Origin of the sequence: Bacillus rugosus, from assembly GCF_023238245.1 — a bacterium.
Classification (GTDB): domain Bacteria; phylum Bacillota; class Bacilli; order Bacillales; family Bacillaceae; genus Bacillus; species Bacillus rugosus.
Genome location: NZ_CP096590.1, coordinates 346728 through 370135 on the forward strand (window position 1 = coordinate 346728; position 23408 = coordinate 370135).

The 23408-nt window shown below is 45.8% G+C and carries 21 protein-coding genes and 1 pseudogene; 12 read left to right on the forward strand and 10 right to left on the reverse strand.

Annotated features, from left to right (window positions below):
• The first annotated feature begins 116 nt into the window (after positions 1-116).
• Positions 117-1352 carry a proline utilization transcriptional regulator PutR gene (putR, locus tag M0696_RS01860; protein ID WP_166854346.1) on the forward strand — a complete coding sequence of 412 codons (1236 nt, stop codon included), beginning with the start codon at positions 117-119 and terminating at the stop codon, positions 1350-1352.
• Between the two features lie 36 nt (positions 1353-1388).
• Here the strand turns inward: putR and M0696_RS01865 are convergent, their stop codons facing one another.
• From M0696_RS01865 to M0696_RS01875, 3 genes are all read right to left on the reverse strand, one after another.
• Entirely contained in the window at positions 1389-2246 is an 858-nt protein-coding gene (locus M0696_RS01865; protein WP_222143511.1) for a TIGR03943 family putative permease subunit, read from the reverse strand.
• 4 nt (positions 2247-2250) lie between these two features.
• Positions 2251-3135: a permease gene (locus tag M0696_RS01870; RefSeq protein WP_079996503.1), complete on the reverse strand. Its 885-nt coding sequence runs from the start codon at positions 3133-3135 to the stop codon at positions 2251-2253.
• A 99-nt stretch (positions 3136-3234) separates the two neighbouring features.
• Positions 3235-4089 (reverse strand): alpha/beta fold hydrolase, encoded by an 855-nt coding sequence (locus M0696_RS01875; RefSeq protein ID WP_222143512.1) that lies wholly within the window; start codon positions 4087-4089, stop codon positions 3235-3237.
• Positions 4090-4253: 164 nt separating this feature from the next.
• Here M0696_RS01875 and ffoR point away from each other — a divergent pair, with 164 nt between their 5' ends.
• A complete protein-coding gene (ffoR, locus tag M0696_RS01880; protein WP_166854343.1) occupies positions 4254-5264 on the forward strand; it encodes a ferredoxin--NADP(+) reductase in 1011 nt (336 codons plus the stop codon).
• Positions 5265-5293: 29 nt separating this feature from the next.
• On the opposite strand, the gene cobA is transcribed toward ffoR, so the two are convergent.
• The 5 genes from cobA to nirB all read right to left on the reverse strand — a co-directional run bounded on the left by cobA (position 5294) and on the right by nirB (position 14149).
• Complete coding sequence (gene cobA, locus M0696_RS01885; RefSeq protein WP_222143513.1) at positions 5294-6745, reverse strand: uroporphyrinogen-III C-methyltransferase; 1452 nt, start codon at positions 6743-6745, stop codon at positions 5294-5296.
• Between the two features lie 59 nt (positions 6746-6804).
• On the reverse strand, positions 6805-7125 hold the full coding sequence (gene nirD, locus M0696_RS01890) for a nitrite reductase small subunit NirD (RefSeq protein ID WP_166854341.1): 321 nt from the start codon (positions 7123-7125) through the stop codon (positions 6805-6807).
• Positions 7126-7157: 32 nt separating this feature from the next.
• A complete protein-coding gene (gene nasD / locus M0696_RS01895; RefSeq protein ID WP_222143514.1) occupies positions 7158-9575 on the reverse strand; it encodes an NADPH-nitrite reductase in 2418 nt (805 codons plus the stop codon).
• 119 nt (positions 9576-9694) lie between these two features.
• The gene (gene nasC / locus M0696_RS01900) at positions 9695-11827 is read right to left on the reverse strand and encodes an assimilatory nitrate reductase catalytic subunit NasC (protein WP_222143515.1); all 2133 of its coding nucleotides are present in this window, start codon (positions 11825-11827) and stop codon (positions 9695-9697) included.
• Between the two features lie 6 nt (positions 11828-11833).
• Complete coding sequence (gene nirB / locus M0696_RS01905; protein ID WP_248602424.1) at positions 11834-14149, reverse strand: nitrite reductase large subunit NirB; 2316 nt, start codon at positions 14147-14149, stop codon at positions 11834-11836.
• A gap of 179 nt (positions 14150-14328) precedes the next feature.
• Here nirB and M0696_RS01910 point away from each other — a divergent pair, with 179 nt between their 5' ends.
• The 5 genes from M0696_RS01910 to zinU all read left to right on the forward strand — a co-directional run bounded on the left by M0696_RS01910 (position 14329) and on the right by zinU (position 19632).
• Complete coding sequence (locus tag M0696_RS01910; protein WP_222143517.1) at positions 14329-15534, forward strand: MFS transporter; 1206 nt, start codon at positions 14329-14331, stop codon at positions 15532-15534.
• Between the two features lie 115 nt (positions 15535-15649).
• Positions 15650-16564, forward strand: coding sequence for a GTP cyclohydrolase FolE2 (folE2, locus tag M0696_RS01915; protein WP_222143518.1), 915 nt, complete (start codon positions 15650-15652; stop codon positions 16562-16564).
• Positions 16561-17145, forward strand: coding sequence for a L,D-transpeptidase (locus tag M0696_RS01920; protein ID WP_222143519.1), 585 nt, complete (start codon positions 16561-16563; stop codon positions 17143-17145). The genes folE2 and M0696_RS01920 overlap by 4 nt, the downstream gene beginning before the upstream one ends.
• A gap of 84 nt (positions 17146-17229) precedes the next feature.
• Positions 17230-18402 carry an NAD(P)-binding domain-containing protein gene (locus tag M0696_RS01925; RefSeq protein WP_222143520.1) on the forward strand — a complete coding sequence of 391 codons (1173 nt, stop codon included), beginning with the start codon at positions 17230-17232 and terminating at the stop codon, positions 18400-18402.
• Between the two features lie 36 nt (positions 18403-18438).
• The gene (zinU, locus tag M0696_RS01930) at positions 18439-19632 is read left to right on the forward strand and encodes a zinc metallochaperone ZinU (protein WP_222143521.1); all 1194 of its coding nucleotides are present in this window, start codon (positions 18439-18441) and stop codon (positions 19630-19632) included.
• Positions 19633-19680: 48 nt separating this feature from the next.
• Here zinU and M0696_RS01935 read toward each other — a convergent pair whose 3' ends face one another.
• Both M0696_RS01935 and M0696_RS01940 read right to left on the reverse strand, forming a co-directional pair.
• Positions 19681-20361, reverse strand: a complete 681-nt coding sequence (locus tag M0696_RS01935) for an amino acid ABC transporter permease (protein ID WP_019257432.1) — start codon at positions 20359-20361, stop codon at positions 19681-19683.
• A 9-nt stretch (positions 20362-20370) separates the two neighbouring features.
• Positions 20371-21234, reverse strand: coding sequence for a transporter substrate-binding domain-containing protein (locus M0696_RS01940; protein ID WP_166854331.1), 864 nt, complete (start codon positions 21232-21234; stop codon positions 20371-20373).
• Between the two features lie 282 nt (positions 21235-21516).
• Between M0696_RS01940 and M0696_RS01945 the strand changes: the two are divergent.
• The 5 genes and pseudogenes from M0696_RS01945 to M0696_RS01965 all read left to right on the forward strand — a co-directional run.
• A pseudogene (locus M0696_RS01945) lies at positions 21517-21608 on the forward strand (hypothetical protein); the annotation flags it as partial.
• 34 nt (positions 21609-21642) lie between these two features.
• On the forward strand, positions 21643-22080 hold the full coding sequence (locus tag M0696_RS01950) for an RDD family protein (protein WP_166854330.1): 438 nt from the start codon (positions 21643-21645) through the stop codon (positions 22078-22080).
• A gap of 100 nt (positions 22081-22180) precedes the next feature.
• Positions 22181-22513 (forward strand): YckD family protein, encoded by a 333-nt coding sequence (locus M0696_RS01955; protein ID WP_248602425.1) that lies wholly within the window; start codon positions 22181-22183, stop codon positions 22511-22513.
• Positions 22514-22641: 128 nt separating this feature from the next.
• Positions 22642-23064, forward strand: a complete 423-nt coding sequence (locus M0696_RS01960; RefSeq protein WP_166854737.1) for a MarR family winged helix-turn-helix transcriptional regulator — start codon at positions 22642-22644, stop codon at positions 23062-23064.
• On the forward strand, positions 23052-23393 hold the full coding sequence (locus tag M0696_RS01965) for a DUF3147 family protein (protein ID WP_166854328.1): 342 nt from the start codon (positions 23052-23054) through the stop codon (positions 23391-23393). The genes M0696_RS01960 and M0696_RS01965 overlap by 13 nt, the downstream gene beginning before the upstream one ends.
• Positions 23394-23408: the final 15 nt, after the last annotated feature.

The following is a 23408-nucleotide window of genomic DNA, read 5'->3' on the forward strand; positions in this document are numbered from 1 at the left end:
CTCTTTTCTCCTTTTAAGCGGACGTTTTTTTCTTTTGGAAACAAACGTATTTTTTTCTATACAAAAAGCCCCCGTATGGATATGATTAAAGTAAAAAAAGTATAGGAGAAAAAGGTATGGAAGAGCTTTTAGAGAGAGTTTTTTCATTTTCAGATGTTGATAAGCTGATTGATTTTATCAGTTATGAACTGCAAAAACCAGTCATACTGGAAAGCGCGGATTTCTTTTTGTTAGCCTATAATTCTTACTATATTAACCATTTTGATTCTGCCAACCAGCAGACTATTTTTTCAAAAAAATGTCCGGTTCAAATTTTTGAGAGGTTTCTGAAGGACGGAATCATTGAAAAACTAAAAACAGAACCTGAGCCTTTTCGCGTCAATAAAATTGAAAGCATTGGGTTAAACCAGAGGGTGGTCGTGAGTGCGAAGCACAAAGGGGAAGTTATGGGCTACATCTGGGTTCAGGAGCTGGACCAAAACCTGACGGAAGAAGAACTCGACTTTTTGTATGAGACCTCTTTCCATGTCGGGAAAATCATTTATAAAACGAACAAACTGAAACAAGAAAAGGAAGAAAAAGCAGAAGATCTCATCAAACGGGCGATCTATCAGCAATTTACCTCTGAGAAGGAACTCAGACGGGAAGCTGAAAGGATCAACACCGTGCTGCCCTCCATGTTTTCAGTTGTCATCCTGCACGCCGCGAATGGGGATGGGGAAGCGGTTGAGGATTTAAAGGAAAATATCAGGTCGTATCTGAATTTACGGGATAAAGTCAGTCATGTCTTAACGATCGAATCAAATATTGTTATCGTCGTAGCGAGTTTTTCCCAAAAAAGCTCCGTCTCCTCGGCAGCTTCAGAATTTATTAACAAGCTGTTAACACATTTTCACTTTCAGAAAATACCTACCCCTATTTATATCGGTATCGGAAACGAATATGATCACCTTTTAAAACTCGGCAAGAGCTATACAGAAGCACTTGAAGTCATCAAAGCCGCAGAAATCACCGGCAATCAGGAAAACATTCCATATGAATATGCCAAACTAGGCATTTACCGCTATTTAGAAAGCATCGAACAGAAAAATGAATTTTTAGAATACGAGAATAAAGATTTAGCTTTATTAAAAGCGAAAGACGAAGAAAGCAGCACTGAGCTGCTCAAAACCTTGGAAATCTATCTCCTCAACAACTGCAAAACAAAACCAGCGGCAGAACAGCTGTTTATTCACCAAAATACATTGAATTACCGCATCAAACAGATTACTGAGATGACGTCGATCGATTTAAGCGATTTCAGGACACGGTGCCAGCTCTATCTTGATTTGATGCTGATGAAAAAGAAATAAAAAAGAAACCAGTACTTGTACTGGTTTCGTCTTCACTTAAAACCCTCTGTAAACATACGGATCATCAGGTTTTTTAATGGTATTCCAGTCAGTTACTTTCACGACAGGGAGAGTTGACTTGAATGGCTGATAATATTCTGAGGCAAGAGTGCCCTTAATTTGAATCCATTCATCATCCTTGATGTTTATGTCCTTCGGAAACTCCACAAGCATCCCGTACACGCCGGAATCAGCGATACAGTGAATGACGCCAAACCTCAACAAGAACAGCTGATTTTTGTTAATCGCGTTTCCTTTGTATGCAAATCCATGAAATTCTATCGTCCGTCCGAGAAATTCACCCGGATAGTTATAAATGGTTTCCATTCCTTTTAGGAAATCATCATCGGTCAGAGTAATCTCTTTCTTGCTGGAATACTTATTAAACAGCTGTTTCATCTGTTTGTCATAGCTGTCTTGTGCATAATAAAGGCTGGCATCAGGCCGCAAATACTGTGTTTGGGAGTAATGATCTCCGCTCTCCATTGCCTTAAACGAGAACCCTTTTGTTTTGACAATGGATGAGTCAAGCGTCGCAATCGGGAAGAAGATGCCTGACACCAAAGGAAAAAGAAAAACAACATAAATCAAATAACGCTGATAAAATGGCTTGTTTTGTTCATGGTCATGGTCGTGGCCGCATCCGCATCCGCAATCATGGTCATGGTGATGCCCGCCTTTTTCAGGTGACTTGATATATACATATGCTTGAACGGCTGTCAGAATGGCCAGCAGGAAGATCGCAATAAAGGAAAGATAGGAATATTTCATATTGATATATTTTGTTAGATTTCCTGAGGCATGCAGATGATAAAAGAAAAACGTAAATCCCATCAGCACCAATAGACGAAACATCCAATCACCCCTTTACCAGTAGTGATCCCGCTAAGACAATTACGACAATATACGTAATCAGCAGGAAAACAAATCGTTTTTTGAAGGCCGCAAGCATCATCAATAGGTTTTTAATATCCACCATCGCACCAAAGACGAGAAAGGCGATTAACGATCCTAATGAAAACGTGCTGCTGAAGGAAGACGCGATGAACGCATCAACCTCTGAACAAAGCGACAAGACAAATGCCAGTCCCATCATCACGAGTGAAGAGGATACATCATTCTGTCCGATCGCAAGCAGAGTGGATGTTTTGACATACGTCTGCATAGCGGCTGCGATAAATGCGCCGATGATTAAATATTTCCCCACCGAGAAAAATTCATCAATGGCATGACGCAAGGTCCCTCCCAGCTTTTGAAGCAGGGTGTGGTGATGATGGTGGTGATGCCCGGGTTCATCAGGCTTTAAAAGCTGGTTATCCTTAAATTGATAGGATAAGATGATCCCAATGATCACCGAGACGGCGAGCGCCAGTCCGCCCCTGTAAAAGACTACGCTCCATCTATTCCCGAATGCAATAAAAGTAGAAAATAAGACGATAGGGTTAATGATGGGCGCGGTCAGCATGAAAGCAACGCCCGCATGCAGAGGCACCCCCTTTAACAGAAGCCGCCTCGTAATCGGGATAATGCCGCATTCACAGGCGGGAAATAAAACGCCGGCCAGCGCACCGAATAGAACGGCGAGAAAGCGGTTTTTTGGCATGATCCTCGCAATCATTTCTTCAGAAACAAACATTTGAATGATTCCGGAAAGTATAACGCCAATCAGAATAAACGGAATGGCTTCTATTAAAATGCTGATAAAAATAGAATTCAGCTGAAGAAAAGATGATTGTGCTGTCACAATAAAACCTCCGCTCATGTTAAGCTGCCTCTCTTATGATACCAGAAAAAAAGGCACTGCTTGTTTGACGGAGGTGGGGGAAGGATTGTTTCACTTTGTTTAGGATTCTAAGAATTCGAGTATGATTCTATCTGTTTCAGCAGCTTCTTTCCCGAGCCAAATCAGGTGCCCCCATGAGTGAAGCAAATGGAGAGTAGCGTCAGGAATGTGTTTTTTTGCATGATGTGCATGTGACAAGTCGACAAATCCATCATAAACACTTTGCATAATCAGTACGGGACATGTGATGGCCTGCAGCTCTTTCGAAGAAAAAGAGGCGGTTTGTGACAAGTCAAGCAGAAATCCTTTACCTGAGCGCTGCCTGCTGTTCATTTTCCGAAATGCTTCTATGTCTTTTTCAACCATCATGGACTTGATTCGCTGAAACGAAAGCGTGCTGAATTGTGGGCTCATGACTCGAAACATCAAACGCGGGAAGGCATTTACCAGAGAAGAAGTCAGCTTCCACATCCACTTTTCCACCGGCGGGCGGAAGAGGATTCTTCCCACTTTGTATTCTGTGTCTTTGGGGGTGAGCCATTCTTTGGTGACGGCGGATTGCAGGGTCAGAGTGCTTACTCTTTCCGGATAGTGTGAGGCAAAGCATATGCCGCTTGGCCCCCCTGCTGAGATGGCAATCACATGGACACTGTCGATTTGTAAATGATCTAATAGTTTTACATAGAAACGGCATGCGCTGGCAAGATTTTTTCCCATCTCTTTTGACGTCCGTCCATAGCCGGGCCTTGAAGGCGTGATGATGGAATACCCATGCTCAATCAACGCCGTGTACCCGAATTCCTCGTAACAATTTGAATGCCCGCCATGCAAGACAAGAATTGGGGCTCCCTTGCCTGTCACAGAATATTCTAGTGTATGTCCTTCGAAAGTGATCGTTTCAACTCGTCTTTTCATCTGTTTCTCCCATTTGTTTTTCTGCCTATTATAGGGTTTTCAACAATTTACCACAAGGGGCAGAAATGAATAAACACAGGCTCATGAAATATGATATACTTTGTATTGATATTCATTCTCAATTAAAACGGTTTTGATATAGATGTGAACGGGAGGCAGGACGGATGGCTGAGAATCAAGAGGTATATGACGTTACGATTATAGGCGGGGGGCCGATCGGGCTGTTTACGGCTTTTTACTGCGGGATGCGGGAGCTGAAAACGAAAGTAATCGAATTTTTGCCGCGGCTCGGAGGGAAGGTATCTTTATTCTTTCCTGAGAAAATCATTCGGGATATCGGCGGAATACCGGGAATTGCGGGGAAGCAGCTGATCGAGCAGCTGAAGGAGCAGGCGGCGACGTTTGAACCTGACATCGTGCTGAATCAGCGTGTGACTGGATTTGAACGCTTGGAAGACGGCACCATTGTGCTGACAGGTTCTGAAGGAGAAAAGCATTATACACGCACCGTGATTTTAGCTGTCGGCATGGGAACGCTTGAGGTCAATGAGTTTGACAGTGAGGATGCAACCCGGTACGCGGGCAAAAATCTTCATTATGGAGTGGAGAAGCTTGATGCGTTTAAAGGCAAGCAGGTCGTGATTTCAGGCGGCGGAGATACGGCGGTCGATTGGGCTAATGAGCTGGAACCGATTGCGGCTTCTGTGACTGTCGTTCACCGGCGTGAGGAATTCGGCGGAATGGAAAGCAGTGTGACGAAGATGAAGCAATCATCGGTGCGGGTACTCACTCCTTATCGGCTGGAGCAGCTGAGCGGCGATGAGGAGCGCATCCAAAGCGTGACTGTTTGCCATAATGCGTCTGGCCAGAGGGAAGACATAGAGGTTGACGAGCTGATCATTAATCATGGGTTCAAAATTGATCTCGGACCGATGAAGGAGTGGGGGCTGGAGATTGAAGAAGGCAGGGTGAAAGCTGACAGACATATGCGGACGAATCTTCCGGGTGTGTTTGTGGCGGGTGACGCAGCTTTTTATGAAAGCAAGCTGAGATTGATTGCCGGCGGCTTTACGGAAGGCCCCACAGCGGTCAACAGCGCGAAGGCTTATTTGGACCCTAAGGCCGAGAATATGGCGATGTATTCAACCCATCACAAAAAATTGGTGCATAAATAAAGCAGCCCTTCAGAAAAGGGCTGCCGCAATCAGCTGTGAATGAGCTTTTTTTCCGCCTGTTGATTTTGAATCAAAGCAAACAATTCATCCTGTTCTTGGACAGCTGTAAATCCATAAGCGCCGGCAGCTGAGTCATCGCCTATGCAGACGATGGGAGGCCGGCTTGCTGATGGTTCCGGCAAAATGCCAATTTGTTCGCCTGCGCTGATCAATTGCTGAACAGACGGTTTGTTCGGGCATATGATCATGTGCAGCGGAGATTCACTGATGGTTCGCTGAATCATGTGGGTAAACCGGTCATCTATGACGTTTTGGTGGGTGATATAAAACGAACAGGACTCATGCATCTGCATGTTTTCCACTGAATGACGGCTCCCGACAACAAGACATTTTTCAGAATCAGTCTGAATGGCGGAGACGAGAAAACCTCGTTTTTCAAGCTCCGTCACTGCATATTGAGATGCCGCACTCAGGCGGGCTGTCAGCTGGCGGATGTCGATTTTCTTGGATGTCAGCGCTTGGAAAAATTCACAAACCGCACGGCGTGATGTGAAAACAATGTCTTCAAAGGTGTCGATCTTCCGAAGAATCTCTTCATTGACAGGCATGTTTTCAGTCCGCCATTTCGGCCATTCGATGACATCGGCACCGGAAGCACGCAGCTTGTCTGCAAGCGGGTCTTCATCTTCGCCATGAGTGACAACCATCATGTGCTGGCCGATGAGTGGTTTGCTTTCGAACCAGCTATGTGTTTGAAAATTGACGATATCTCCGATGACGATAATTGCAGGGTTTGTGATCTGGTGTTCCTGTACTTTTTGCTGAATGTTCTCAAGCGATCCTTTCACACTCCGCTGGCGTCCCCACGTCCCCCATTGGATCACAATGACAGGGACAGAAGGAGATTTTCCGTATGCGATGAGCTGCTGGCAAATATAAGATAAGTTCTTGACGCCCATGTAAAAGACAAGGGTTTGAACGCTCCGGGCAAGCCCTTCCCAGTCGAGGTTCGGTGTGCCTTTTAATGATTTATCATGCGCTGTAATCATGGCAAAAGACGAAGCGAAATCCCGATGCGTAACGGGGATGCCCGCATATAGCGGAGCTGCAATGCCAGAGGTGATGCCAGGCACCATTTCATAGCGGATGCCATTCTCATGGAGAGCATCTGCTTCCTCGCCGACTCTGCCAAATACACTCGGATCTCCGCCTTTTAAACGGACGACGGTTAACCCAATTGATGCTTTTTCAACCAGCAGGGCGTTAATTTCTCTTTGTTTCATAAAATGGCGGTCTGGCAGTTTTCCGCAATAAATAAACTGGCAGTCCGGTGATGCGAATTCGAGCAGTTTCGGGTTGGCGAGCCGGTCATATAAAATAACATCAGCTTCTTCGAGCGCCTGTTTTCCTTTGATGGTGAGCAGCCCAGGATCGCCGGGACCGGCCCCCACGAAATATACGATTCCGTTCTTCATGATCATGTCATCCTTCCGTCACTGTAAAAAGTGAAGGATCACTTAAAAGTGATCCGGTCTTTTGATCAATATACGAGATAAACATGTTCTCCTTCGATCAGCGTTTCGTATGTTTTGACGCATCCGTGATCTGGTTCTTGGACGATTCCGTCTTCTAAGGAGATTTTCCAGTCATGCATCGGGCAGAAAACATATTCGCCGCTGACGATGCCTTCTGCCAGGACGCCGCCCTTATGCGGACAGCGGTTTTCGATGGCGCGGATGCTTCCGTTTGAAAGCTTGAAAACCGCGAGCTCCTTATCTTCAATATACACTGTTTTGCCTAATTGTTCAGGCAATTCTTCAATTTTTCCGATCCATACTTTTGTTGCGCCTTTGTTTACCATGTCCATTCCTCCTTAATGATTGTTTTTTGTCATTATGATGTCGTCACGACATTTTCAAATAATTCTTTAGAGGTTTGTTTGTTTTCCAAGAAGTTCTTCCACGGATCCTTGTGGACAGAGAGTGTTTCATTCATTCGGTCGTTCAGCTCCTGCCGCTTTTCCTGATCGTTTAACACGGATTGGACATGGGATAAACCGACGCGCTCAAGCCATGCGGAAGTACGCTCCAGATAGTTTGCAGTTTCCCGGTAGTATTGCAGGTAAGCGCCTGCGTATTCTAAGACTTCTTCATTTGTTTTCACCTTCATCAGCAAATCACCGGCACGTAAATGAGTTCCGCCGTTTCCGCCGACATAAAGCTCCCAGCCTCCGTCAATGCCGACAACGCCAAGGTCCTTAATGCCGGATTCCGCACAGTTCCGCGGGCAGGCAGACACGGCCATTTTCACTTTATGAGGTGTGTTCAGTCCTTCGAATTTTTTCTCAAGCGCAATGCCCAGTGCCATGGAGTCTTGCGTGCCGAAGCGGCAGAATTGTTCGCCTACGCACGTTTTTACTGTACGGAGTGTCTTTCCGTATGCGTAGCCTGAAGGCATATCTAGATCTTCCCATACCTTCGGAAGGTCTTCTTTTTTCACGCCGATGAGATCAATTCGCTGGCCGCCAGTCATTTTAACGAGCGGAATCTCATATTTGTCGACGACATCTGCGATCTTGCGCAAATCTGTGGAGTTGGTCACACCGCCATACATCCGTGGCACGACTGAATATGTTCCGTCTTTTTGAATATTGGCGTGCATTCGTTCGTTAACAAAGCGGGATGTCCGTTCATCCTCGTATTTGGTTGGATTGATCATGCCTAGGTAGTAGTTCAGGGCCGGCCGGCATTTTGAACAGCCTTCTGGCGTTTTCCAGCCGAGCACGTTCATGATTTCTCTTGTATGTGACAGCCCTTTGGCTTTGATTTCTTCTACGACTTCATCTCTCGACAATGTGGTGCAGCCGCAAATTGCTTCTTTCTGCGCTGACGCATCAAAGTCAGATCCGAGCGTATGCTGGAGGATTTCTTCTACGAGCGGCTTACAGCCTCCGCATGAGCGGGATGCACCGGTGCATGCTTTGATCTCATCCGTTGACGAGCAGCCTTTTTCCTGTATGGCTTGAATAATGGCACCTTTTGACACGCCGTTACAGCCGCAGATGATTTCATCGTCGCTCATCGCTGCGGTAATGCTTGTGCCTGCTTCTTGGTTGAGAGGCTGTAAGATTGATATTTTAGAGGTTTCAGTGATATCGGCTTCTTTTTGAATCATAGAAAACAGGCGATTGCCCTCGCTGCTGTCGCCGAATAAAACAGCACCGACAATTTGATTGCCTCTCAGGACGATTTTTTTATAGATGCCGTCCTGCTCATCGAAGACTTTAATCGCTTTTTTCTCCTCTGATTCATTAAAGTCACCGGCAGAGAAGACCTCGACGCCTGATACCTTTAACTGAGTGGAGAGAACGGAGCCTTCATACGGTTTTGTTTCGATGCCGCAAATATGCTTCGCCAGCACTTTTGCCTGTTCATAAAGCGGCGCCACAAGCCCATATGCGATTCCCCGGTGCTCAGCGCATTCACCGACCGCATAAATGTGCGGGATTTCAGTTTGCATATAATCGTTGACAATGATTCCGCGGTTAACCGGAATGCCGCTTTCGGCTCCGAGCACTGTGTTCGGGCGAATGCCGACAGCCATGACCACCAAATCAGCTTCAATGCTGGTGCCGTCTTTGAAGCGGACACCTTCGACACGGCCATCACCGACAATTTCTTCAGTTTGCTTTTCAAGTAAAAAGGTCATTCCTTGTTTTTCTAACTCGTTTTGCAGCAGGCGTCCTGCCGTTGCATCAAGCTGGCGTTCCATCAGGAATGGGGCGAGGTGGATGACGGACACGTCCATGCCGAGATTCAGAAGTCCGCGAGCGGCTTCCAAACCAAGCAGGCCTCCGCCGATGACAGCTGCTTTTTTATATTGTTTTGACGCGGCGAGCATCGTGTCTGTATCTTTTATGTCCCGGAAAGCTGTGACGCCTTGTTTGTCTGCGCCCGGAATCGGAAGGATAAAAGGGACCGAGCCTGTCGCCAGGATGAGTTCGTCGTAAGGCTGGATTCTGTCTGCATCTGTGATGACCGTTTTGTTCTCCGTGTCCACTTTGATGACTGTTTCATTTGTATACAATTGAATATTGTTTTCTTCGTACCAGTCCCAATCGTTTAACGTAATATCTTTGATGTCGGTATCGCCTTGAAGCACTTTTGACAAAAGGATTCGGTTGTAGTTGGGATACGGTTCGGCACCGAAAATTGTGATCTGAAACTCGTCTTTTGCAACACTCAGTATCTCTTCAATGGCCCTTACCCCGGCCATTCCATTTCCAACAAGAACTAGCTGTTTTTTTCCCATCAGATGATCCGCTCCTTATCAATGTTTTTTCCAGCGTAGCACAGCAAAAAGAAATATTTAAGATACATGTTATAAAATGTAACAAAATATACGAAAAGTTCTAAAAATTTTATGAAAAATTAAATAGGTCTGATTCGGACGGCGCACACCTTAAAACCGGGCATTTTACAGGCAGGATCTAAGGCTTCTCCGATTAAATCATTCACATTTTGAGCGTCTGCCCAATGGATAGGGACAAAAACAGTGTCTTTTCTAATTTGTTCCGATAATTTGCTGCGGACGGTGATGCTTCCCCGTGGCGACTCTATTTTTACGAGTACACGATCTTTAATATGGAAGGAGGCTGCTGTTTGCGGATGGATTTCCATAAATGATTCAAAATGTCTCGCAGCAAGGGCAGCGCTTTTTCTCGTTTGGACGCCTGTTAAGTAGTGAGACATAACTCGGCCTGTCGTTAAATAAAGCGGATAATCGGCTGTCGGTTTCTCTTTCGGAACAGCCGGTTCGTTTGGAATCACACTTAATGCCGCTTTTTGATCCGGATGTGCAAATGAGTCCGCAAACAAGCGCCCTGTTCCAGGATGATCAGGTTCCGGACACGGCCAATGAATGCCGCCTTCACGTCTGAGCCTGTCGTATGTGATGCCTGAATAATCAGCAATCCCGCCTCGGCTCGCTTCTCTCAATTCATTAAAAATATCCTCTGCTGATGTGTAAGAAAAATAACGGCCTTTTCCGAGAGCGGTTGCGATATCACAAATGATCTGCCAATCATGCTTTGCCTCACCGGGACATGGCCGGCTTGCTTCTCTTAATGTCACGCGGCCTTCGACATTTGTCATGGTGCCCTCATCTTCTAAATAAGAGGAGGCGGGCAAAATCACATCTGCGTATTTCGCAGTCTCAGAAATAAACAAATCGATCGCGACAAAGAGTCTCAGTTTTCTCAGAGCTTTTTTCACGAGATTTGCATTTGGGCTGGAGACAGCAGGGTTTGAGCACATGAGGAACAGCCCTTTGATGTCGCCGTCATTGATTTTTTCAATCATTTCATAGGCTGAGACGCCTTTTCTCGGCAGATCATCCTGATGGATTCCCCACACTTTCGCAATATGTGCCCGGTGTTCTTCGTTTTCGATAGAACGGTAGCCTGGAAGCTGATCGGCTTTTTGGCCATGCTCTCTGGCGCCTTGCCCGTTGCCTTGTCCGGTGATTGCCCCGTAGCCCGAATAAGGTTTGCCGACTTTTCCTGTGATCAGCACCATGTTTAAGAAGCCCTTTACAGCCGCTGTTCCATCGGTTTGCTGTTCAATCCCGCGGGCTGTAAACAGCATGCCGGACGTTTCCTTGGCAAACTTCACAGCGGCTTTTCGCATGTGCGCCAGCGGGACACTCGTCTGTGCAGCGATATCCTCCAGACTCAGCGTATCAGTATGCTGCTTCAGCTCAGCAAATCCATTTGTCCGTGATCGAATGAAATCTTCGTTTGCGAGCTGTTCGTCGATAATGATTTTGACGAGAGCGTTGGCAAGGGCGGCGTCTGTGCCGGGTTTGATTTTCAGATGAAGATCGGCGATTTTCGTCGTCGCTGTCTCGCGCGGATCAATGGCAATGATGTAAGCGCCGTTTTCTTTCGCTTTTTCAAAATACGGCATCATCGTAGGCTGGCATTCCGCAATATTGGTTCCGGCCAGAATGATTACACGGGTGTGGGGAATGTCTGATAAAGGATTCGTTAAACCTCTGTCCGCGCCGAATGTTTGGTTGGCTGCGGTTGCTGCAGCGGACATACAAAGCCTTCCGTTGTAGTCGATATATTTTGTCTGTAAGCCCACCCGTGCGAACTTCCCTAACAAATACGCCTCTTCATTCGTAATTGAGGCACTTCCGTATACAGCCATGGCGTCATGGCCGTGTTCGTTTTGAATCATCGTCACTTGGTCTTTGATATGATTCAATGCTTCTTCCCAGGAAACAGGCATAAATTCTCCGTTTTTCTTCAGCAGCGGCCGGGTGATGCGAGAGGAGTTCAGGGCATGCTGGTGGGCGTTCATGCCCTTCATGCATAACCGGCCCTGTGTAGTAGAATTATCAATCCCGATCGCTGTGTACTTTTTCCGTGTAACGATGGTTTGTTCCACGAGCTGCATTTTGCACTGCATGCTGCAAAACGGGCATTGGGTGTCATACGTCTTTTCTGATTGGATGTCTTGTTGTTTATCACGGAAATATCTAAGCAGTCGCTCAGTCAAAATGCCTCATCCTTTCTTATGTGCGCCAGCCTGTATAGGCGGGTTTTGAATCAGTGAAAAGTCTGTTTGGAGGCTTTCCAGCAGATGTGTCCTAAGGTCCTCTTCAAATAGCACTTCTCTGATATGAACGATCCCGAGACGGTCTATCCACTGATGAACGGATTCTAAGTAATGAGCTGTTTCACGATAATACTGGATTAGTCCTTTGATCATGTCGGCTGTGCTGTCTGCGTTGTCTGTCACGCAAAACAGGGCTCCGGAACGGGCATGAGTTCCCCGGACGCCGCCGATGTAAATGTCCCAGCCGGCTTGCGTCTGAATCGCGCCGAAATCTTGTATGGCGGCATCGGTGCAGTCTGTTTCACATGATAAGCTGATAGAAATATAAGCGGGCATGGAAAGCATCTCAAGATGTCTCTCGATCTGGGCTGCCAGCTGTTGAATCGATCGGTTTTGTCCGCATGTACATGCATTGACACTTTGCAGCGTGCGGCGGTGTTCGTTTGAACAAACGGGCATTTTCAGTTCTTTTTTAATGTTCGGGAGATCCTCGGGTCTGATCCCGGAAAGCTTCAGTCTTTGGCCGTGAGTGATGGATACATCAGGGATGTTGTATGCCTCGATGATATTGGCAATGTTTCTTAGCTGCTCCGCGTTTGTGCATCCACCGTACATTTGCGGAATGAGGATACAAGAATCTTCCGTGGGTAATTCAAGCTGAACAAAACCGGGCTGCAGCATTTCCAGGTAGTATTGAATCGCCGGACCACATTTGGGACATCCATTTTTCGTTTTCCAGCCAAGCTGGCTCATCGCTTCTTCCAGACTAGAGAATGGCTTGCGCTGAAGCTCGGCAATGATGTCGTCTTCTGTAAAATCAGTGCAGCCGCAAAACGAAGGTGTGCCACCGGGCTCTGTATATTCGCTGATGGTCATGTACCTCAAAAGGTCTTCAACTAGCGGCTTGCATCCTCCGCAGGAGCCGGATGCTTTGGTGCAGTGCTTGATTTCCTCAACAGTTGTTAAGCCTTTCGTGTGCATTGCGTTTTCAATCGCACCTTTAGTCACTGAGTTGCATTGGCAAATTGTTTCACTGGAGGGCATGGATTCAAATAAAGTGCTGGCTTTCTCCGGTTCGATGATCTGCCTTTTGACAATAGAGATGTCTCTTTGTTTGAGCAGGCTGTCGAGAAATCGCTGCTTGTCACGTGTGTCTCCGAATAAAATAACGCCGGCCAATTTGTCATCCTCAAAGAGTGCTTTTTTATAAATGCCTGTTTGTTCATCGTAGATTTTGATGCTCGTCGTGCATTCATCTTCGTGAACCTTTCCGGCTGACCACACATCAATTCCAGCTATTTTTAAAGCTGCGGATGGTGCTGCCCCTTGATACCCCTCACATGGAACACCGCAAATATGTTTGGCGAGAGCTTTTCCCTGTTCATACAGCGGGGCCGCCAAACCATACACCGTTCCGTTATGCTCGGCGCATTCGCCGACGGCATACACATTTGGTTCGCTTGTCTGCATATAGTCATTCACGATGAATCCGCGGTTTACTGCGATTCCGGCTGACACAGCCAATTGAATATTCGGCCTTACGCCAGCCGCCATCACAATCAAGTCTGCTTTCAATGAAGAGCCGTCTTTAAAGCAAATGCCGTCTGCCCGCGAGGTGCCGGAAATGGATACGGTGTCTTTCTCCAAAAGAAAGGTTAAGCCTTTCCGCTCCAGCTCCGTCTGCAGCAGCCGCGACGCCATTTGATCGAGCTGTTTTTGCATGATGCCGGCGGAGTGATGAATGACGCTGACATCCATGCCGAGGTGCTGTAAACCGACTGCGGCTTCCAGTCCTAATAATCCGGCTCCGATTACCGCTGCCTTTTGATAGTGTTCGGCCATGCTCATCAACGCCTGGCAGTCTTCTATTGTTCGAAATCCATAGACGCCTTCTTTGTCTGCCCCGGGGATGGGGAGAATATGAGGGGAGGAGCCTGTTGCCACAATCAATTTGTCATAAGACAGGGTGCGTTTCCGATCCGTGATGACCCGCTGCTGATCTGTATCAATTTGAATAACCGTTTCACCCGTATAAAGGATGATCCCATGCTTGTCGTACCAATCCTTGCTGTTCAGTGTAATGTCATCGAGTGACGCTTCACCCTGTAATACAGAGGATAAGAGAATGCGATTATAGTTGGGATGCGGTTCGCTTCCGAAAATGACAATCTCGAACCTTTGGCGATTTAGCTTTAATACTTCTTCAATACAGCGGATTCCGGCCATTCCGTTCCCTGCTAACACCAGTCTTTGTTTCTTCATGTACCAGACCTCCTTTAATGCAGCATGTAAGTTTTCTCTTATTAAAAATTATGTCACAATGCTTTGTTAACGCATTAAACGTGTCACAAAAGCTTACACATCTCTTTTCCAGAAAAAAATGGTCATATATCCTTGATTCAGAAAATTTAAAATAATCGAGGGCGAGAAGGGAGAATCTTATGAAGCTGTCGGAACTGAAAACTAGCGGTCATCCACTCACATTGCTCTGTTCCTTTTTATACTTTGATGTGAGCTTTATGATATGGGTTATGCTTGGGGCGTTGGGTGTTTATATTTCTCAGGATTTTGGCCTGTCTCCTTTTGAAAAAGGGCTTGTGGTGGCTGTGCCGATTTTATCAGGATCTGTGTTTCGTATCATTTTAGGTATTTTAACGGACAGAATCGGACCGAAAAAAACGGCAGTGATCGGGATGCTGGTGACAATGATTCCGCTATTGTGGGGGACATTTGGCGGCCGTTCGCTGCCTGAGCTGTATGCCATCGGGATTCTGCTTGGCGTGGCGGGGGCAAGCTTTGCTGTTGCGCTGCCTATGGCAAGCCGATGGTATCCGCCTCATTTGCAGGGGCTTGCGATGGGGATCGCCGGCGCAGGGAACAGCGGCACTTTGTTTGCAACCCTGTTTGGCCCGCGTCTTGCAGAGCAGTTCGGCTGGCATATTGTCATGGGAATTGCGCTCATTCCTTTATTGATCGTCTTTGTTCTTTTTGTATCCATGGCAAAGGATTCTCCTGCACAGCCTGCGCCACAGCCGCTCAAAAACTATCTGCATGTGTTCAGGCAAAAGGAAACATGGTTTTTCTGCCTACTGTACAGCGTCACATTCGGAGGGTTTGTCGGGCTATCAAGCTTTTTATCAATTTTCTTTGTGGATCAATACCAGCTTTCAAAAATTCACGCGGGCGATTTCGTTACATTATGTGTGGCGGCGGGGAGTTTTTTCAGGCCTGTCGGGGGCTTGATTTCGGACCGTGTCGGCGGCACGAAAGTTCTTTCTGTACTGTTTGTTATTGTGGCCCTGTGTATGGCCGGGGTCAGCAGCCTGCCGTCTCTCTCGATGGTCATCGTTCTATTGTTTGTCGGGATGATGGGGCTTGGAATGGGCAACGGAGCCGTATTCCAGCTCGTCCCGCAACGCTTCCGCAAAGAAATCGGCATGGTGACGGGAATCGTCGGCGCGGCCGGCGGCATAGGAGGTTTTTTCCTGCCGAATATCTTAGGATCGCTAAAACAGATGACAGGCACATATGCTATCGGATTTATCACGTTTTCCTGTATCGCGCTGCTGGCGTTTGCGCTCGTGCTCGCCGCAGGCTATTACTGGAGAAAAAGCTGGAGCGCGGAAAGCAGCCCCGCTGATGTTTAGGCTTTGACGGACACGCATTTGAGCGTGTCTTTTTTATTTTCTCTTGATTTTATTCGGTGAAGCGATCAAAATAAATAGTAATTATTACGTTTTGTTAACGAGAGGAGTTTTCTGATTGAATCAACACACGCTGCTTCTGGGAAAACCGGAACGTCTTCAATACTTTGGGTCGGTCAGTCCGATAAAAGGCGAGAAACCTGTAGAAAAAGAGAAAATGAAGGATCTGCAAAATATCAGGAAGGATTATTTTTTTGACATTCAGCATGTAGGTGTCGCTAATGTATCCCATCCGGTCACAATCACTTCTGCTATGACGCCTGCTGAGCAAACAACGGCTGCAAAATTTACAATGACTTGTGATTTGCGGAGAAATCAGAAGGGGATTAACATGAGCCGGTTAACAGAGCTTCTGCAAGTCTATCATCAAAACGGCTGGATTCTCTCATTTTCCTCACTTCAGCAATTTACGAAAGAGCTAGCGGAAAACATGGACCAGTCCTCAGCTTCAGTCGAAGTGCGGTTTCCATGGTTTTTCGAACGGAAAAGTCCGAAGCTTGAGAAAGCGGGTCTGATGCATGCTGACATATTGATGTCTGTCACCTATCACGAAGATCAGCCGTTTGAACAGCGTGCCGGCATCTCAGCGAAAGTAACGACTTTGTGCCCCTGTTCCAAGGAAATCAGTGAATACAGTGCCCATAATCAGAGGGGAACGGTCAGCATTTGGGCTGATATTCATCCGGCCGCATCGATGCCAAGCGATTTTAAAGCCGATTTGCTTCACACCGCAGAATCAAATGCCTCTGCGAAACTGCATCCGGTGCTGAAGCGCCCTGATGAAAAAGCCGTGACGGAAATGGCATATGAAAACCCGAGATTTGTTGAGGATCTCACCCGGCTGATTGCCGCGGATTTATATGAGCTTGAATGGGTACAAGCCTTTGAGATTGAATGCCGTAATGAAGAATCGATCCATCTCCACGATGCCTATGCGAAGCTGAGTTTTTCGAAACAGGTGGATAGAATATGAAACTCTCATTATTCATTGTTGCAGTTCTTTTGTCGGCCTGCCTGCTGTCAGCATGTTCTTTTCATGCCGAAGAACACGCAAGCTCTGATACGAAGAAAACGGACGAGCCCATAACGGCTGCCCGAAAACCAGAAAAAACAAGCATTGATTGGACAATGCCTTCAGGCGGTGAATACCCGGATATCAAGCAGAAACATGTCTGGATTGAGGTGGACGTGAACGAACAGAAGGCTTACATCAAAGAAGGAAGCAAAACCATCTATACAATGATCGTCTCGTCAGGACTTGATCAAACAAAGGACGACGCTACGCCAAAAGGCACCTTTCATATAGAGCCTGAACGGGGAGAATGGTTTTTCTCTGAAGGATATCAGGAAGGCGCGGAATATTGGGTCTCATGGAAAAATCATGGCGAGTTTTTATTTCACAGTGTGCCAATGACAAAGGATAAAAAAGTCATCGAAAAAGAAGCAGATAAACTAGGAACGAAAGCATCTCATGGATGTATCAGGCTGACCATCCCGGATGCGAAATGGATATATGAACATATCCCTGACCATACAAAAATTGTGATCAGCTGAATGGAAAAAGCGGTTGACAAATAGGAAAAAAGAACATACGATTTAAATCGTAACAATTACGTTTTACAGAGAGGAGATTCTCCCATGTATAAATGGCTGATCATTGGCGGCGGCATCCAAGGCACAACCTTGGCTGTGCATCTGGTGAAAAGCGGAAAGGCATCGATTGAGGATCTTGCTGTCATTGACCCCCATGAACGGCCTCTTGAATGCTGGAAACGAAACACAAGCCGCATTCGGATGAAATACTTGCGCTCTCCATCGGTTCATCACGTGGACACAGAGCCGTTCAGCCTGCAAATGTATGCGGATAAAAGCCAATGGCCTGAAGTGTTCTTCGGAAGATATAAGAGGCCCTCGCTGTTGCTCTTCAATCAGCACTGCGAGACTGTGCTGGATGAGATACATATTGAGCAAGCATGGAATACAGGCACGGTGACAAATTTGAGAAGGACAAACGGGTTGTGGGAAGCGGAGACAGATGCCGCTGGAACACTCACAGGTGAACGAGTGGTTTTAGCCATGAGTTTTTCTCATCAGCCTTCTTGGCCGGAGTGGGCAAAACCATTTCAGAATGACGGCATTTATCATGTGTTTGATAGAGATGTGCATGATGTAGGGAATGAAAGTGTGCAAATGGCAGTTGTAGGCGGGGGGATAACGGCGGCTCATTACGCCATAAAACTCGCAGATGATGGGCATGATGTGACGATGCTGGTGAGGCATAAGTTCCGGATCTATGACTTCGATAGTGATCCAGGCTGGCTAGGTCCGAAATATATGAAAGCATTTAGTAAAACGTCTGACTATCAAAAGAGAAGGCAATGGATTACAAGCGCCAGACATCGTGGCTCTTTTCCAAATGACATTTCAAGAACACTTGCTGTCTATAAGGAGGAGGGCAGAATAAAAGTCATTCAGGATGACATTGATTCTTGCCAAAAAACAGATAACGGCAAGTTACAGATACTCGGTAAAACCAGCGAATCGCCATACGAATACGAGCGTATCGCATTGGCAACAGGTTTTACCTCGGACATCAGCCGGTTCGAGTGGGTACAGAGAGCAGCACAAGCGGAGCAATTGCCTTATGCAAACTGCGGTTTTCCGATTGTCGGCAAGGATTTGCAATGGGGAAAAGGCTTATATGTGATGGGAGCCTTTGCTGAATTAGAAATCGGGCCGACAGCGAGAAATATTTCCGGAGCACGAAAAGCTGCTTACACCATTGCGCATACGGCGAAGCACACAAGTTAAATCGTAATGATTCTATTTTATAAGGAGGACATTTATATGAAAAAAATTCCGGTTACCGTATTGAGCGGTTATCTTGGCGCGGGTAAAACAACATTGCTGAACAGCATTCTGCAAAATCGTGAAGGCCTAAAAATAGCAGTCATCGTTAACGATATGAGTGAGGTGAACATTGACGCGGGCTTAGTTAAGCAGGAAGGAGGCCTTTCCAGAACAGATGAAAAGCTTGTGGAAATGTCAAACGGCTGCATTTGCTGCACGCTTCGCGAAGACTTATTAATTGAAGTTGAGAAGCTGGCAAAAGACGGACGGTTTGACTATATCGTGATTGAATCAACGGGAATCAGCGAGCCGATTCCGGTGGCCCAGACTTTTTCTTATATTGATGAAGAAATGGGAATCGACCTTACAAAGTTCTGTCAGCTGGATACGATGGTGACAGTGGTCGATGCCAACCGTTTTTGGCATGATTATCAGTCAGGCGATAGCCTGCTGGATCGCAAAGAAGCGTTGGGGGAAGGGGATGAAAGAGAAATTGCCGACCTCTTGATCGACCAAGTCGAGTTTTGCGATGTTCTGATCTTAAATAAATGTGATTTGGTCAGCGAACAAGAGCTCAAACAGCTTGAGAAAGTTCTTCGTATACTGCAGCCAAGAGCCAAATTCATTCGTTCTGTCAAAGGAAATGTAAAACCGCAGGAGATTTTGCATACAGGGTTATTTAACTTTGAGGAAGCGAGCGGTTCGGCCGGCTGGGTTCAAGAACTGACAGCAGGCCATGCGGAACATACCCCGGAAACAGAAGAATACGGCATTTCTTCATTTGTGTATAAGAGACGTTTGCCGTTTCATTCTACACGGTTTTATCACTGGATGGATCAAATGCCAAAGAACGTGGTTCGCGCCAAAGGAATCGTCTGGTGCGCCTCGCATAACAACCTCGCTTTGCTAATGTCACAAGCAGGGCCGTCGGTTACGATTGAGCCCGTATCATATTGGGTGGCGGCGCTGCCTAAGCTTGAGCAGGAGCAAGTCAAACAGCAGGAACCCGAAATTTTGGAGGACTGGGATCCAGAATTCGGCGACCGCCTGACACAGCTGGTGTTTATCGGGACAGACTTGGATGAAGAAGCAATCACGAAAGAGCTTGATCAATGCCTGCTGACTGAGTATGAATTTGATTCCGACTGGTCGCTGTTTGAGGATCCGTTTAAGTGGAAGCTGAGTCAATAGAAAAAAAGCCGTCTCCTGCGGAGCGGCTTTTTTTAATGAAACGTTTGTTTAAACATAATGAGCGTATTTTTTCTCAAGGATATTCTGAAAAGCCGCGGCAATTGAGCAAATGGCCCAATAAATGAGAGCGGTCAGAATATACATGGTCATGTAATCAAACTCTCTGCCTCCGATGATTTTCGCATGCTGGAGCAATTCCGGCACTGTAATCATCGCAGCGAGAGAGGAGGCTTTGATTAAGTCGAGCAATACATTGGCAAGCGGAGGCAGCGCAATACGGATCGACTGCGGCAAAATGATGCCCCTCATCGTCTGCCAATAGGAAAGGCCGAGCGAGGATGCGGCTTCCCACTGTCCTTTTTCAACGGATGAAATGGCTGAACGGTTAATTTCCGCAATGTAGGCGGCGCTGTTAAGGCTAAAGCCGATTAAAGCGGCTGTGACAGCGGAAAATTCAATGCCGATATAAGGAAATCCGAAATAAAGGATAAACAAGATCACCAAAATCGGAACGCCACGCATAAATGAAATATAGAGCTTCGCCGGCCATCTTAACAAGGCAAGCTGAGACATTCTGGCGAGTGATATGAAAAGGCCGATTACCGTTCCCGCAAACATGCTCACAAAAGAGATGAGCAGCGTATACCCAATGCCTCTTATGACATAAGGAAACGATTCAATGGCCAGCTTTGTGTTGAAAATATATTCCCACTGAATGCTATTGATCATGGCGTCCGATTACAAGTCAACGTCCTGAACGTCGACATCCAGTTTTTTTGATACATCTGCTTTATTGAAGAATTGTTTCGACAGCTTAGTCAAAGTGCCATCCTTGCTCATTTCTTTCAATGTTTCGTTCATCTTTTTCTGAAGTGCTGCATTGCTTTTTTTCATGACAAGCGCCTGTTTGTTCGGCATGTATTTGATGTCAGGATGGATCGTAATGTTGAGATCCGGGAATGCTGCGAGCGCAAGTGTCTGCAGGTAATAGTCGTTTAAAATGACATCAGTGCGTCCGTTGGCGACATCTTTTAAATACTGCTCGTTGGTCGCATTATCATAAATCACTTCTTTGGCGCCGTATTTTCTCGCTACATCCATGTAGACTGTCGTAGCTGCGCCAGCCGCTTTCTTCCCTTTTAAATCCTTTAGCGTTTTAATCCCTGATAAATCGTCTTTTCGGACAATTGCTGTGCCGTATGAATATTTATATGGAGTGGAAAACGCGAACTTCTTCTCGCGGTCCTTCGTTACATCGATGTCATTTGCGGCTGCGTCAACCTGTCCGCTGTTCACCGCTGTCAGCATCCCGTCAATGCCCATCTCCTTGAACTCAACCTTCAGCCCCAGGCGTTTTGCCGCTTCACGAACGACTTCAACCTCATAGCCTGTCAGCTTATCGGAACCAGAATCGGTATCGTGGTAAGAAGTAGGATAAAGCGTGCCGGATGTAGCGACAACGATTTTCCCTTTGTCTTTGATCTGCTCCCAGCCTGTATCCTTGGAACCGGCTTCATTTTTGCCGGAACAGGCTGCCAATATAAGAAAGAAAGCCATTGTGAAACTGAAAATAACGGCTTTGGATTGCATGAATGATTTCACCTTTGTTTCCCCCAATCTGTTAATCAACTAAAAAGATAGCATTGAACATAAGGGGTTGCAATATGTTGATGACGTTTTCAAAAAGTTCGAATTGTGTATACAAAAGCGAGAGGGCGTGTAAAAGCAGCTATGAAGGGAAGGAGTGATCATAAAGGAGTTGTCTAAGGATGAAAGCAGTGACATAACAAGGAAAAGAGCATGTTGAGCTCATCCCAGATTCAGGCTTCCATTATCCATACCCGCATCAATGGGCCGGGACCCGCCATTCATCTCATGCCAATAAGAAGCATGAAATCGATCTTCCGCATAAATTAAGTCTTGCTGATGCCCCTAAGGCATATGATATATTCGATAAGAAAGAAGTTGGAAACATCAAAATCATATTGAAAAGACATATGGGGGAGTCAAATGAATATTTACAAACCAGCTGGATTCTGGATTAGACTAGGAGCTTCATTGCTGGATTACATTATTGTCTCGGTGCCTCTTTTGCTGATCTATTGGCTGATTACAGGAAAAGACCCGAACGACAGCATGTTCATCAGTCTGATTGTTCTGCTGTACTCTATGTTGCTGCCGGCGTTTTGGAACGGCTACCTTATCGGAAAAAGAATCTGCGGTATCAGAATCGTAAAAAAAGACGGATCACAGGTCAGCCTGTTAACGATGTTTTTGCGGGTTATTGTTGCCGGCCTGGTTTACACTTTAACCTTCGGACTCGGCTTAATCGCCAGCCTGATTCTGATCGGCGTACGAGAAGACAAACGGACACTGCATGATTTAATCGCGGGAACGTATGTCACTTACGCGGCACCGGGGAAAGAAGAACTTTATACTGATGAATAAATCAGAAAGAGCGAATAATGATTCGCTCTTTTTATTTTGTATGCATAAAAAATACAATGCGGCAAAACATATGAAAAATAGGATTGGAGGAATAAATTGGATGAAACGAATAAAAATCAATATCATCACAATGTTCATAGCCGCGGCTGTCATTTCTCTGACCGGCACAGCTGAAGCCGCTGAAAAACAGCAGCAGCCCCCCGCAAATGTCACACTGACAGATCAGCAGAAAAAAGAAATTGAACAGCTCGAAGCAGACATACTAAAAAAGCGCAAAGACGTGATCTCAAAGTATGTGCAATACGGTGTCCTGTCTAAAGAAAGAGGAGAACACATCAAAAATCACATGGACAAACACTTTGAAATGATGAAACAAAACGGCTTTGTTCCAAAGCCTCATCCTCACCCGCATAAGTTTGAAAAAAGACATTAAGACGGTAAGCATCCAATGGGAATTGGGTGCTTTTTATTGTGAAAAAATCGCTGTAATAAATAAATTTCGGAAAATAATATCGTTCATATTATTTATATCGTATAATAAGACATAAAGGGGTGTGTATGATGGAAATGGATTTCATAGCAAGACTAAATCAGCAGTGGACAGATATTTACTATTTATTACATTACAAACATAAAGATAATATTTCTCACCAGGCAATACGGCTCATGCAGCATATTGAAAAGCAAGGCGAAGCAACAATAGGTGCTTTGGCTGAATACTTGTCTGTCTCTCACAATACAGCGTCAGAGCATACTAAACGGTTAATTCAAAAGGGATTTGTAGCTAAACGGCGAAGTCACCAAGATGAACGAAAGGTTTTAGTTTTCTTAACACATGAAGGAAGGTCTGTTCTTGAGCAGCATACACAGCTTGATAAAGCGAAGTTAAAAGAAATAATTGACCGAATGAGCACATCAGAAAAGGAATTACTTGGACAAGCCTTTGAACTCTTAAGTAAGGAAGCTAAACAATGGCAGTTTTAAGCAAAGTGATCATCTCAGCGTTGATTATCGGTTTTGTTACTGAAATATCAAAAAGGCATCCGACCTATGGGGGGATTATTGCCGCTTTACCTTTGGTCAGTCTATTAAGCCTTTTTTGGATGCAAGTACAGGGAGAAAAAACAGCTCAATTAAGTCAATTTGCATCAGGTGTGCTAACAGGAATCCCTGCTACAGTTTGTTTACTCGCTATCTTGGCGTTTTTGTTGAAAATCCATGTGCCGTTTTGGTTAGCATTATGTGTTGGAATACTAGGATGGGGCGTATTTTTATGGATGCAAAAGATTTTTCTCAAAATATTTTGTAACTGAGTGATAGAAAGGAGA